The organism is Microbacterium testaceum (assembly GCF_020781835.1).
In the GTDB taxonomy this organism is placed as follows: Bacteria; Actinomycetota; Actinomycetes; order Actinomycetales; family Microbacteriaceae; genus Microbacterium; species Microbacterium testaceum_H.
In genome coordinates, this window is sequence record NZ_JAJGNJ010000004.1 from 229,286 (window position 1) to 241,968 (window position 12,683).

Here is a 12,683-nt window from a genome sequence, read left to right on the forward strand (position 1 = left end):
TCGCGCGCAAGGCCCGCCGACGTGACGAGCGCCTCTGGCATGCTCGTCGCGTGAAGGCTTTCCGATGCCGCGTGTGCGGCAACGCCCTGTACTTCGAGAACTCCGTCTGCACCTCGTGCGGAACGGCGCTCGGTTTCTCGCGCGGCGAGGCCGAGATCGTGCCGGTCGACGAGAACGGGCGGTACACCGATGCCGCCGGGCGGGTGTGGCACGTGTGCCGCAACCTCGGGCTCTCCGGCTGCACCTGGCTCGCCGCGCTCGAGGGCGGGCAGTGCTCGGCGTGCGATCTCACTCGGGTGCGGCCGAACGACGCCGACCTCGAGGGTCTGTCGCAGTACCCGGTGGCCGAGCGGGCGAAGCGATGGTTGCTCGTGCAGCTGGATCGGCTGGGGTTCGAGGTCGTCGGCAAGGCGGAGGACCCGGAGCGGGGTCTGTGCTTCGACCTCCTCTCGAGCGTGGCCGAGGACGTGGTGATCGGCCACGCCGACGGCGTCATCACGATCGACCTCGCAGAGAGCGACGACGCCTACCGTGTCCGCATGCAGAAGCAGCTCGGCGAGCCGTATCGGACGATGCTCGGCCACTTCCGGCACGAGGTCGGGCACTACTTCGAGTGGATCCTCGTCGAGGGCACCGACCGGCTGGACGAGGCGCGGAAGCTGTTCGGCGACGAGACGGCCGACTACCAGGCCGAGATCGACCGCCATTACTCGGAGGGTCCCCCGGCGGACTGGCCCGAGCGGTACATCTCCACCTACGCCACCATGCACCCCTACGAGGACTTCGCGGAGACCTGGGCGCACTTCCTCCACATCACCGACGCGCTGGAGACCGCTACGGGGTACGGCCTCACGACGGTCGCGGGAATCGAGGCGTTCTCGCGCTTCCGCGACCTGGTGACGGGGGTCTGGATGCCGCTCGCCATCGCCCTGAACATGGTCAACCGCTCGATGGGCAAAGACGATCTGTACCCCTTCGTCCTCTCCGACCCGGTGCTGGACAAGCTCGAGTTCGTCGCGTCGCTGCGCCCCGGTCGCTGACAGTGGAAGGCCCCCACATCGCGCGGATGTCGGGGCCTTCGACGTAGGGCGGGTGGGACTTGAACCCACGATCGTCGGGTTATGAGCCCGCTGCCTTGACCAGCTTGGCCACCGCCCCTCGGTGCGTCCGAGCTTACCGGCATCTGCGCTCCGGCCCCATGCCGGCGCCACGCCGGCAGTGGCCCGCCGGCATCAGTGGACGCGGGGCGCCTTCGGCTTGCCGTCGGCGGTGATCTGCGGGTGGTGGCGGGTCAGTTGGATCACACCCCATGTGGCGATGGCCCCCGCGATCGCGAAACCGATGAGCGCCCACACGGGCGCGGTCGAGGCCTCGCCGAGCACGGAGAGGCCGATGAGCACCGCGACGATGGGGTCGATGACGGTGAGACCGGCGATGACCAGATCGGGCGGACCCACCGAGTATGCCGTCTGCACGAAGTAGGCGCCGACGGCGACGGCGGCCAGGAGCGCCACCACGCACAGGAGCGTGAGCCACTCGAAGTTGCCGGCCTGGATGCGGCTGATGATGACCTTGGCGAGCGTCGCGACGAAGCCGTAGATGACGCCGGCGGCCATGATGTAGAACAGCGCCTGCGCGCGGCGGCGCACGAGCATCCAGAACACGGCGAAGACCACCACGACCACGGCCAGGATGCCGAGGATGATCAGCAGCTCGCGCGAGGTCACGATGTGCTCGGTGGCGAAGAACGCGGCGATCGTGACGAAGATGAAGATGCCGCCGACGCAGGCGGCGATCGCGATGAGCGACTGGCGCGTGGGCTTGTGGCGCGAGACGCGGGCGTTCAGGACGGTCGTGATCACGAGGGCGATCGCGCCCAGGGGCTGCACGAGGATCAGCGGTGCCACCGAGAGCGCCGCGAGCTGGCAGACGATCGCGAGACCGAGCATGATCGTCCCCGCGACCCAGGAGGGACGCGTGAGCAACGAGGTCACCTGCGACCGCGAGAGTCCACCGGTCGTCTTGCCGGAGAGGCGCTCGACCTTCTGCACGCCTCGATGCTGGTACTGCGCCCCGAACGACATGAACACCGCACCGAGGAGCGCCAGCGGTATACCGAGCAGGATGCGGGGATCGCGGAAGACACCGACGAGCTGGTCGATACCGTCGGTGAGGGAGACATCGAGCGGAATCACCCTCCGACGATAGCCGCCGCGTCCGCGCTTAGGCTGGTGACGTGGCCGTTCTCCCTATCCGCATCATGGGCGATCCCGTGCTGCATGCCCCCGCTTCCCCCGTCGGCGAGATCACCGACGAGATCCGCACCCTCGTCGCCGACATGTTCGAGACGATGGATGCCGCCCCCGGCGTCGGCCTCGCCGCGCCCCAGGTCGGCGTGGGCCTCCGGATCTTCACCTACTCGTACGAGGATGACGAGGGTCAGCCGTGGCGCGGGGTCGTCATCAACCCGGATCTGTGGATCCGCCCGCTCGAACCGGGGTACCCCGACCCCGACGACGAGTCGGAGGGATGCCTCTCCTTCCCCGGTGAGCGATTCCCGCTCCGCCGGTCGGATGCCGCGCTGCTCACCGGCGTCGACCTGGACGGAACCCCCGTCCGGATCGAGGTCACGGGCTGGCGGGCTCGGATCCTGCAGCACGAATTCGACCACCTGGACGGGGTGCTCTACGTCGACCGCCTCGATGAGGAGGACAGCCGTGTCGTGGCGAAGATCGCCAAGAAGCGCAAGTGGGGAAAGCCCGGGGCGTCCTGGATGCCGGGGATCGACGGCATCGACGCGTGACGCGGTACTGAAGTCCGCGCGTCGGCGCCCCCTGCTGCGGGATCGAAGCGAGCCGCACGACGATCCCGGGCCGATGACGGCCAGACGGCCCGTCGACGATCTGGTCGGAGACGACCTGTCGCAGAGAAGGCTCGCCTGTCAACGGGGACGACGCGGAAACGGGGAACCTGATGCGGTGAGGCCATGAGCGAACAAGACCGCATGCCCATTCCCGACCCGGCCGCGCAGGACACCGACCGCGAGGACACCTCGATCGTGCCCGATATGGAGGCGGATCCGGCCGAAGCCGAAGAGCATCGCGGGGATGCGCCCGGCGAACCCACGCACGATCCGCGCTGATGCGACGCAAAAAGTAAGGCCCGGGGTGGAAGCCCGGGCCTAGGGTGAGAGCCACGTTAGATGGACGCGGATCTCTCGCTCCCCGGCTTGGACTCGAACCAAGAACCTATCGGTTAACAGCCGATTGCTCTGCCAATTGAGCTACCGAGGATCATGCCCACCTGCCGGCGGGCAACCAGACGATACTAACAGCACGCGGGCGCGGCGGAAAAATCAGCCGGCCGAAAGACGTCTGTCGGGCGCGCCGCCCGGCGTCCACTGCAGATCGTCCGTGCCGTGCCCGTGCGCGACGACGTGGCCCGCGCGCAGCACGAGCACGTCGGCATCCAGGTCGCGGGGGACGTCCGCGTCGTTGGTGACCACGAATGCCGCCATGCCGCGTTCGTCGCGGCGGCGGGTGATCGCCGTGCGGACCGCCTGGCGGACCTCCACGTCGAGGTTCGCGTACAGGTCGTCGGCGACGAACAGGCGAGGCTCGAGCACGAGCGCCCGGGCGAGCGCGACCCGCTGCCGCATCCCGGCGCTCAACTCGTACGGGTACTTCGGCGCCGTACCCAGCGGAAGCTCCATCTCGTCCAGCAGCGTCGCCACTCGCACAGCGAGAGCACGCGCGTCGACGCGGCGATCGCGGGCCGTGATGGGCTCGGAGATGACCTCGGAGACGGTGAGACGTGCCGGGAGACTCGCTCCGGCCCCCTGGGGCAGGTAACCGGTGTGAAAGGTCCACTCGCGGATCGAGCGTCCCGGGTGCCGGGCCGAGATGCCGTGCACCCGTGCGTCGCCCCCGACGACGGACAGCCCCTCGTCGGGGCGCCCGGCCAGCATCGAGGCGAGCGAGCTCTTTCCCGATCCCGTGGGTCCCATCACGACGAGGCTGCGCGCGGCGTCGAGGGTAAGGGTGATTCCGTCGATGACCCGAACGCCGTTGCGGGCGAGGGAGAGGTCATCGGCGCGAATCGCGACAGCGGTGTCGAGGGACCGGGGCATGCTGACATCCTTCCCGACCTCCCACGCGGATGCCACCGCGACGCGTCAGGATGCCGTGAGTCGTTGCCGGTCGGCGTCCAATTCGCGCAGTCGCAGCCGCAAACGGCGCCCCTCCTCCGAATCGGCCGGGACGCGTTGGATGCCGCGGAGCAGCTCGTCCTTCTCGCGCTGGAGCTCGCGCACGAGAAGCCCACGGGCCAGATCATTGGCCGAGGCGACGGCGCCGTCTTCGCTGCGCGCCGGGAAGTCCGCGGTCAGCAGTTCGACGGCGAGCGTACGGAACGGCTCGCGCACGGCCTCCACGGCCGTGACGGCCCACCCCGGCTGGGAAAGATCGGTGGATGCCAAAGAGCTGCGCACCGCTTCGAGCGCGGGGTGGCCGAAGGGCGTCTGCAGCGCACGGAGGAACAGGTCGGGCTCGATCCGGTGCCCGTACTGCAGGAACGCCATCATCGCGCCCCGCTCGAGCGCGACATCGCGGGTGTTCGGCAGTGAGGCGAGCGTCACGGCGACGGCGACGGGCGCGGGTGACGGGGCGGCTCCCCCACGCTGCGAGTCCCGCTTCTCTGCGCGGTCGGCCCCGCGCGCGGCCCGTTCGACAGCGCTCTGCACCTCGGGGATGTCCAGACCCAGGCGGCGGGCGAGCACGCGGACGTACCCGGGCCGAAGTGCCGGATCGCGGATGTCGGCGACGATAGGAGCGGCGGCGCGCAACGCCCCCGCCCGCCCCTCGACGCTGGAGAGGTCGAAGTCCTTCAGCCGCTGGTCGATGACGAACTCGAACATCGGCGCCTTGGTGTCCATGAGGGCGCGCACCGCCCCGTCGCCGCGCTCCAGACGGAGATCGCACGGGTCGAGCCCCTCGGGGGCGACGGCGACGTACGTCTGAGCCGCGAACCGCTTCTCATCGGCGAAGGCGCGCAGGGCGGCCTTCTGCCCCGCGGCATCCGGGTCGAACGTGAACACCACCTCGCCCGACGCGCTGTCGTCGCCCATCACGCGGCGCAGGACCGTGATGTGGTCGCTGCCGAACGCGGTGCCGCACGACGCGATCGCGGTGGTGATCCCCGCGAGGTGGCACGCCATGACGTCGGTGTAGCCCTCCACGACGACGACGCGGTGTTCGCGCGAGATGTCCCGCTTCGCCAGGTCGAGGCCGTACAGCACCTGCGCCTTCTTGTAGATCGGCGTCTCGGGGGTATTCAGGTACTTGGGCCCCTGGTCGTCGTCGTAGAGCTTGCGCGCGCCGAATCCGATGACCTGCCCGGTCACATCGCGGATCGGCCACAGCACCCGACCGCGGAAGCGGTCGTACACGCCGCGCTGACCCTGTGACACGAGACCCGCCTGCAGGAGCTCCTCGCGGGAGAATTTCTGTGCGAGCAGGTGATCCATCAGCGACGACCAGCCCTTGGGGGCGTAGCCGACGCCGAAATGCGCGGCGGCTCCGGCGTCGAACCCGCGATCGCCGAGGAAGCGGCGTGCCGTGTCGGCCTCGGGAGACATCAGCTGCGCGCGGAAGTACTCCGCCGCCGCGGCGTTGGCGGCGTACAGGCGCGAGCGCCCGGTGGTCTCGGGGGCGGCGCCGCCGTCCTCGTAGTGCAGCGTGTACCCGACGCGTGCGGCCATCCGCTCGACGGCTTCGGTGAAGGACACGTGGTCCATCGCCCGTAGGAACGAGTACACGTCACCCGACTCGCCGCATCCGAAGCAGTGGTAGTAGCCCACCTGGGGGCGTACGTGGAAGCTCGGGCTCCGCTCGTCGTGGAAGGGACACAGTCCCTTCATCGAGCCCACGCCGGCGGGCTTCAGCGCGACGCGCTCACCGATGACGTCGGCGATGTTGACCCGCGCCTTGACCTCGTCGATGTCGGCCTGCCGGATACGCCCCGCCATCAGGCATCCGCTCCCCGCGGCGGGCGCGCGCCCGGTGCCCAGACGCCGAGCTCGGCGGCATCCACGTCGCCCACGAGCCGCCCGTGCCAGGCGATGGCGAGCTGGTCGGTGAGGCTCGCCACCTGGTCCACGACGACGCGACGCCGTGCGGTGTCATCGCGTGCCGCGTCGAAGTCCGGCGCGTGCAGCGTATCGAGTGCCTCGGGGCGGTCCCACAGGGCCGATGCCAGCCGTTTCAGGACCCGCCGCTGCTCGCGGTACAGCGCCTTCCGACCGTCGATCGACACGACGGTGGCGCCGATGATGCCCTTGAGCACCGCCATCTCGGCCTCGACGACGCGTGGCACGACGACGTGGGCGCGGTAGCGGGTGAGGTCGCGGACGGCGTACGCGTCGCGGGTCGCGGTGGTCGCGGCACGGGCGAAGCGCCCGATGAGGTCGGACGTGAGGTTCTTCAGACGCGCGAGCGCCGGGCGGGAACCGTCGAAGGAGGCGATCCACTCGGGCAGGCGCATCAGCCGGTACAGCGCGTCCGCGAGCTCGTCGCGCGAGAAGTCATACCCGACCCACGTCTGGATCGCGGTGAGCAGAGATTCGTGACCGGCCGGCGACGCCAGAGTCGCGGGGTCGATGTACCGGTTGACGACGGCGTCCTCGAAGTCGTGCACCGAGTACGCGATGTCGTCGGAGAGGTCCATGACCTCCGCCTCGATGCAGCGGACGCGCCCGGGCGCACCGTCGCGCATCCAATGGAACACCGGCTCGTCGTCGGGGTAGACGCCGAACTTCAACCGCCCGCCGGGATCGGGGAGCGGTGCATCGACCGTCCACGGGTACTTGCACGTGGCATCCAGGCTCGCCCGGGTGAGATTCAGGCCGAAGGAGTGGCCGTCGGGATCGATGACCTTCGGCTCGAGGCGCGTCAGGATGCGCAGAGTCTGCGCGTTGCCCTCGAAGCCGCCGATGTCTTCAGCCCACTCGTTGAGCGCCCGCTCGCCGTTGTGCCCGAAGGGAGGGTGCCCGAGGTCGTGGCTGAGACACGCGGTGTCCACGACGTCCGGCGAGAGCTCGAGCGCGGTGGCGAGCTCGCGGCCGACCTGCGCGACCTCGAGGGAGTGCGTCAGGCGGTTGCGCGCGAAGTCCGCCGGGCTCGCGGGACTGAGCACCTGCGTCTTGGCCGCGAGGCGGCGCAGGGCGGCCGAATGGAGCACGCGCGCGCGGTCCCGTGCGAAGTCGTCGCGCTGCGAGCGGTGCTGTTCTTCGTGGAACCGGGCGGCGTCGACGTCGTCGTACCCGGACGGGCGCGCGACGCTCACCGCCGCCTCACCCGCCACTGTGGTGAAGCTCCGCGGCCGCGAGAGCGCGGCCCGCCTCGTCACCGATCTCGCGGGAGTCGAGCCAGCCGTCCGGCAGGGCGGGGCGCTTGGGCGAACCGGCGCGACCGCGCTGTCCTTCGGCAGCCTCACCCGGGTACGGGGCGTCGAGGTCCATCGTGGCGAGCAACTCGTCGATCTCGGACAGCGTCGAGGCGGTCGCGAGGCTCGCGCGCAGCTCGCCGCCGACCGGATACCCCTTGAAGTACCACGCGACATGCTTGCGGATGTCACGGCATCCGCGGCCCTCGTCCTCGAAGAACTCGACCAGCAGCTCGGCGTGCCGGCGGAAAGCGCGGGCCACGAACCCGAGCGTGGCATCGACGGGCTCTCCGGGGGCGGAACCGGGTCGGCCGAGCGCACGGGCGAGATCGCCGAACAGCCAGGGCCGGCCGAGGCACCCCCGGCCGACAACGACACCGTCGCAGCCGGTCTCGGCCATCATGCGCACAGCGTCGCCGGCTGACCAGATGTCGCCGTTGCCGAGCACGGGGACGCTCGTCACCGTCTCTTTGAGCTTCGTGATGGCGCTCCAGTCGGCCGTGCCCGAGTAGAACTCGGATGCCGTGCGCGCGTGCAGCGCGATGGAGGCCACGCCCGCGCCTTCGGCGATGCGTCCCGCCTCGAGGTAGGTGAGGTGATCGGCGTCGATGCCCTTCCGCATCTTGATCGTGAGCGGGAGGTCGCCCGCGGCCCGCACCGCGCGCTCCACGATCTCGCGGAAGAGCGTGAGCTTCCACGGCAGTGCGGCACCGCCGCCACGGCGCGTCACTTTCGGCACGGGGCAGCCGAAGTTCAGGTCGATGTGGTCGGCGTGGTCTTCGGCGACGATCATGCGCACCGCCGCCTCGACGGTCGCCGGATCGACGCCATACAGCTGAATCGAACGCGGCGTCTCGGACTCGTGGTGACGGATGAGCCGCATCGTGGTGTCGTTGCGCTCGACGAGCGCACGCGTGGTGATCATCTCGCTGACGTAGAGCCCCGCCCCGTACTCGCGGCACAATCGCCGGAACGCCGTGTTGGTGATTCCGGCCATGGGCGCGAGCACGACGGGCGCGTCGAGTTCGATGGGGCCGATGCGCAGGGGACGCGTCGGGGCCAGTGCCGTGGTCATCGTTCCATTCTCCCAGACCCCGCGCGTCTGCGGTGTCGCGTCCCGCGCGGGGCGGACTGGGGAGGAGGGGTCACGCCGAGGCGGCCTCGGGTTCGGCCGACGAGGCACGGCGTTCGCCCCAGACCTGACGGGCGATCTGCGTGAACGCCTCGACCGGCTGCGCGCCGCTGACGCCGTACTTGCCGTCGATGACGAAGAACGGGACGCCGGTGATGCCGTAGGCCTGCGCCTGTGCCTGATCGGCGCGCACCGCGTTGCGGAAGCGGCCGGAGGTGAGCGCCTCCCGCGCGGCGTCGGCGTCGAGGCCGATCTCGACCGCGAGCTCGACGAGGTCGTCATCACGACCGACGTGCTTGCCCTCGAGGAAGTACGCCGACATCAGCCGCTCCGAGAGCTCGAGCTGGCGGCCCTGCTCCTTGGCGAAGTGCAGCAGCTCGTGCGCCTTGACGGTATTGGTGTGCTGAAGGATGTCGAAGCGGTACTCGAGCCCGGCCTGCGCGGCGACGCCGGTCACGCGATCGAGCATCTCGCGCGCCTGGGTCGGGGAGATGCCCTTGTGCTGCGAGAGATAGTCCACCTCGCCGCCGACGAAATCGACGGGGGTGTCGGGAGAGAGTTCGAACGAGTGGTACTCGATCTCGACGACGGGTGCGTCGTCGTCATCGGCGGTGGCGGCCAGGCCGTTCTCGAGGTTGCGCTTGCCGATGTAGCACCAGGGGCAGGCGATGTCACTCCACACGTCGATCTTGATGGCATCCGTCATGTCGCGTGCAACCTTTCGCGTCCGGGAACTATTCCGGTAGCGGCATTCATTTCGTCTGCGGGGTGTCGATCGCCCCGCCGAAGCGCCGATCGCGGGAAAGGTAGAGGCCGATCGCGTCCCACAGGTGCGTCCGGCGGAAGTCGGGCCACAGGGTGTCGAGGAACACCATCTCGGCATAGGCCGACTCCCACAGCAGGAAGTTCGAGGTCCGCTGCTCGCCGCTCGACCGCACGAACAGATCGACATCGGGCATGTCCGGCTGGTAGAGATTGCGCCGGATCAGCTTCTCGGTGACCGCAGTGGGCTTCAGCCGCCCGGCGGCGATGTCCTCGCCGATACGGCGCATGGCATCCACGATCTCCACGCGGCCGCCGTAGTTGACACACATCGTCAGGGTCAGCACGTCGTTGCCGTCGGTCAGGCGCTCGGCGTGCTGCAGCTCCTTGATGACCGAGCCCCACAGCCGCGGCTTGCGCCCCGACCACCGGATGCGGACACCCCACTCGTTCAGCTGGTCGCGCCGTCGGTGCAGCACCTCGCGGTTGAACCCCATGAGGAAGCGCACCTCATCGGGCGAGCGCGACCAGTTCTCGGTCGAGAAGGCGTACACCGACAGGTGCTTCACACCCGCCTGGATCGCTCCGGCGACGACGTCGAGCAGAGCCGCCTCACCGGCGCGGTGTCCCTCGATGCGGGTGAGACCCTGGCGGTTCGCCCAACGGCCGTTGCCGTCCATGACGATGGCGACGTGCTCGGGCACCGACCCCTGCGGGAAGACCGGCGGGTACTCCCCCGTCCAGTCCAACGGGCGGTACGGGACGGCGTCGCGGTGCGTATAGGGCTTCGGGGTCATCGGCTCGATTCCAAGTGAGAGAGGGAACGGATGCCACGCTCGAGATGGAACTGCGCATAAGCGGCGACGAGGCCCGAGGCGGCCGCGGTGGTGCGTTCAGGGGCGGCATCCACCACGTCCCACTCCCCCGCGATGAGCGCGCGCAGGAGCCCCACGGTGTCGCGCGCGACGCGCGGCGACCCCGCGGGCGCGCAGGCCGAGCAGACGACGCCGCCGAGCTGGGCGAGGAAATAGTCGTGCTCCCCGACCGTGCCGCACCGCGCGCATTCGCCGAGGCCCGGTGCCCAGCCCGACAGCGCCATCGCGCGCAGCAGGTACGAGTCGAGCACGCTCCTCGCCGCATGGTCGCCGCGCGCGAGTGCGCGGAGCCCCCCGACCAGGAGCAGATATTGCTGCGGGGTGGCCTCGGCCTCGTTCAAACGGTCCGCTGTCTCGACCATGGCGCTGGCCGTGGTGTAACGGTCGTAATGCTGTGCGATGTCGGCGCCGTAGGCTCCGAGTGACTCGGCCTGCTGCACGATGTCCAGCGTCCGCCCCTGGTAGAGCTGCACGTCGGCGACCATGAAGGGTTCCAGACGCGATCCGAATCGCGACGACGTGCGCCGCACCCCCTTCGCGACCGCCCGGATCTTGCCGTGGCGGCGGCTGAGGAGAGTGACGATGCGGTCCGCCTCCCCGAGCTTGTGGGTACGCAGGACCACGACTTCGTCGCGGTAGGTGGGCACAGTCCATTATCCGCCCGCGAGGCCGGGAGTCGGCTGCGCGGCGCGCACGGCCGATCATGCCCGCCGCGGGAGAATGGATGCCGTGAACCCGCCCGTCTTCATCATCCCCCTGTGGGCCGACCTCACCGCCGTCGCCCTGGGCGGTGTTCAGGGCGCGCTCTTCGCGTCGGGGTTCCAAGGGCAACGTCGACTCGATCTGCTGGGCGTGGCGATCATCGGCATCCTGCTCGGGATGGGCGGTGGACTCATCCGCGACCTGCTCCTCGGCCTCACGCCGGCGACGCTGCAGAACAACTGGTATCTGCTCACCGCCACGGTCGCGTCGATCGTCGGGATGCTGCTGTCGGGCATCTTCCAACGGCTCAATCGCGCGATCGTCATGCTCGACGCGGTCGTGATCGGGCTGTTCGGGGCGTTCGGCACGTCCAAGGCCCTCGCCCTCGGCCTCCCCGCGGTGCCGGCGGTGTTCGTCGGGGTTCTCGCTGCCGTGGGCGGCAGCGTGCTGCGCGACGTCCTGATGGGCCTCCCAGTCGCGATCATGCACGTCGGCTCGCTCTACGCCGTGGCGGCGGGCGGAGGCTGTGCGGTGCTCGCGACGGTCGCGGCGTTCGGGGTGCCCCTTCCGATCGCGGCGGTGATCGGCGTCGCGGTGACCACCGTGATCCGCGTCCTCGCGGTGCTGTTCGACCTGTCGCTCCCCGAGCAGCGCAAGCTTCACCGTCGCAAGGTGGCGGTGGAGACGACCGGCATCCCGATCATCCGGGTCGACGACGCGGACTGACCCGCACTCCTCGGAGGGGGCGGGAAGGATCCACTGCAGCAGTCGCGCCGCGGTGTCGCCGTCGAGGTGAGCGCTCATCGCCGCGGCAGTGTCGGGAGAGGTGAGCATCGACCGCGGGAGCGCCCCTGTCGTCTGCGGTTTCTGGACCGCCACGGAAACACCGTCCCGTGGTGAGCAGGTCCGTTCGCGTCAGCCCTCGACGGCGACCGCGTCGCCCGCACGGATCGTGCCGCCACCGTCGGTGGGCAGAAGAAGGATGCCGAGCGTCGGCTTCTCCTGTCCGAACGAGGTCGTGAGGACGCGAAGCAGGCGCGCGTCGCGTTCCCCCGTGTCGGGGTTGGCTGTGATGGCCGCGCAGCGCTCGATCGGCTTCTGCACCTCGAAGACGACGTCTCCCATGCGCACCGTGCCGGTCCAGCCCAACTCCTCCCAGGGCGCCGTGCCCGACAGGACGACGTTCGATCGGAAGCGGCGATCGTCGACGGGCGCCGGGACGGCGGCATCCACCTCACTCACGGAGGCCGCTCCGTGCAGCGAGACGTAGCCCTGCGGTCGGTCCTGGAATCGCGACGTGCGACCGTCGCCGACGAACGCGAACGGCAGGACCCCTTCCTGCTCGAGCAGGCGGGCATCGGGTGTCGTGCGCAGATACGCCGTCACGGCCGCGGCGAGCTCTGCGCGACCCGCAGGGTCGTCGATGTCCGCGTCGACGTCGATCTCGTCGACACGAAGCCGCACCCGACGCGCCTCATCGTCATAGGTCAGACCGATGCGGGCCAGGGACGGAACCCCCATGAGGGCGAGCCCACGGCTCTTCGGCCAGACCGTGTCATCCGGCGACTCCACGTCGGCGAACGCGAACGCGAGAGAGCGGTCACCCTGCACCCGCCCGTCCGGCTGCACCACGAGGTGGTCGCGACGTTCGGGGATGAATCCCTTCACGGGATAGCGATAGAGGGCGTGGACGCGGATCGCGGCCCCATCCTCGCACTCGATCAGACGCCCGAGGTGCCGCCGATCGAGCGATCCGCGGCACCTTCCGGCCC

Annotated in this window: 13 protein-coding genes and 2 tRNA genes; 4 read left to right on the top strand and 11 right to left on the bottom strand. The window is 69.8% G+C overall.

What is annotated here, in order from left to right; translation table 11 throughout:
- The first annotated feature begins 50 nt into the window (after nucleotides 1-50).
- Entirely contained in the window at nucleotides 51-1,040 is a 990-nt protein-coding gene (locus LL239_RS08160; RefSeq protein WP_228162933.1) for a zinc-binding metallopeptidase family protein, read from the top strand.
- Between the two features lie 44 nt (nucleotides 1,041-1,084).
- Here LL239_RS08160 and LL239_RS08165 read toward each other — a convergent pair.
- Nucleotides 1,085-1,158: transfer RNA gene (locus LL239_RS08165), tRNA-Ile, on the bottom strand.
- Nucleotides 1,159-1,232: 74 nt separating this feature from the next.
- Nucleotides 1,233-2,195, bottom strand: a complete 963-nt coding sequence (locus tag LL239_RS08170) for a DMT family transporter (protein WP_228162934.1) — start codon at nucleotides 2,193-2,195, stop codon at nucleotides 1,233-1,235.
- Between the two features lie 41 nt (nucleotides 2,196-2,236).
- Between LL239_RS08170 and def the strand changes: the two genes are divergently transcribed.
- Nucleotides 2,237-2,803, top strand: coding sequence for a peptide deformylase (def, locus tag LL239_RS08175; RefSeq protein WP_228162935.1), 567 nt, complete (start codon nucleotides 2,237-2,239; stop codon nucleotides 2,801-2,803).
- 201 nt (nucleotides 2,804-3,004) lie between these two features.
- Nucleotides 3,005-3,142: a hypothetical protein gene (locus LL239_RS08180; RefSeq protein WP_228162936.1), complete on the top strand. Its 138-nt coding sequence runs from the start codon at nucleotides 3,005-3,007 to the stop codon at nucleotides 3,140-3,142.
- A 78-nt stretch (nucleotides 3,143-3,220) separates the two neighbouring features.
- Here LL239_RS08180 and LL239_RS08185 read toward each other — a convergent pair.
- From LL239_RS08185 to recO, 8 genes are all read right to left on the bottom strand, one after another.
- Nucleotides 3,221-3,293 (bottom strand) — tRNA-Asn (locus tag LL239_RS08185).
- A gap of 62 nt (nucleotides 3,294-3,355) precedes the next feature.
- Nucleotides 3,356-4,129: an ATP-binding cassette domain-containing protein gene (locus tag LL239_RS08190; RefSeq protein ID WP_228162937.1), complete on the bottom strand. Its 774-nt coding sequence runs from the start codon at nucleotides 4,127-4,129 to the stop codon at nucleotides 3,356-3,358.
- A 45-nt stretch (nucleotides 4,130-4,174) separates the two neighbouring features.
- A complete protein-coding gene (gene dnaG, locus LL239_RS08195) occupies nucleotides 4,175-6,025 on the bottom strand; it encodes a DNA primase (RefSeq protein ID WP_228162938.1) in 1,851 nt (616 codons plus the stop codon).
- A complete protein-coding gene (locus LL239_RS08200; protein WP_374197621.1) occupies nucleotides 6,025-7,341 on the bottom strand; it encodes a deoxyguanosinetriphosphate triphosphohydrolase in 1,317 nt (438 codons plus the stop codon). Before LL239_RS08200 ends, dnaG begins: the two co-directional genes overlap by 1 nt.
- 7 nt (nucleotides 7,342-7,348) lie before the next feature.
- Complete coding sequence (gene dusB / locus LL239_RS08205; RefSeq protein WP_228162940.1) at nucleotides 7,349-8,515, bottom strand: tRNA dihydrouridine synthase DusB; 1,167 nt, start codon at nucleotides 8,513-8,515, stop codon at nucleotides 7,349-7,351.
- A gap of 70 nt (nucleotides 8,516-8,585) precedes the next feature.
- Nucleotides 8,586-9,278 (bottom strand): DsbA family oxidoreductase, encoded by a 693-nt coding sequence (locus LL239_RS08210; protein ID WP_228162941.1) that lies wholly within the window; start codon nucleotides 9,276-9,278, stop codon nucleotides 8,586-8,588.
- Between the two features lie 46 nt (nucleotides 9,279-9,324).
- Nucleotides 9,325-10,131 (bottom strand): isoprenyl transferase, encoded by an 807-nt coding sequence (locus tag LL239_RS08215; RefSeq protein ID WP_228162942.1) that lies wholly within the window; start codon nucleotides 10,129-10,131, stop codon nucleotides 9,325-9,327.
- Nucleotides 10,128-10,856 (bottom strand): DNA repair protein RecO, encoded by a 729-nt coding sequence (gene recO / locus LL239_RS08220; RefSeq protein WP_228162943.1) that lies wholly within the window; start codon nucleotides 10,854-10,856, stop codon nucleotides 10,128-10,130. The genes LL239_RS08215 and recO overlap by 4 nt, the downstream gene beginning before the upstream one ends.
- Before the next feature lie 82 nt (nucleotides 10,857-10,938).
- Here recO and LL239_RS08225 point away from each other — a divergent pair, with 82 nt between their 5' ends.
- On the top strand, nucleotides 10,939-11,637 hold the full coding sequence (locus LL239_RS08225) for a trimeric intracellular cation channel family protein (protein WP_228162944.1): 699 nt from the start codon (nucleotides 10,939-10,941) through the stop codon (nucleotides 11,635-11,637).
- Nucleotides 11,638-11,826: 189 nt separating this feature from the next.
- On the opposite strand, the gene LL239_RS08230 is transcribed toward LL239_RS08225, so the two are convergent.
- Entirely contained in the window at nucleotides 11,827-12,579 is a 753-nt protein-coding gene (locus LL239_RS08230) for an MOSC domain-containing protein (RefSeq protein ID WP_308218570.1), read from the bottom strand.
- Nucleotides 12,580-12,683 lie beyond the last annotated feature (104 nt).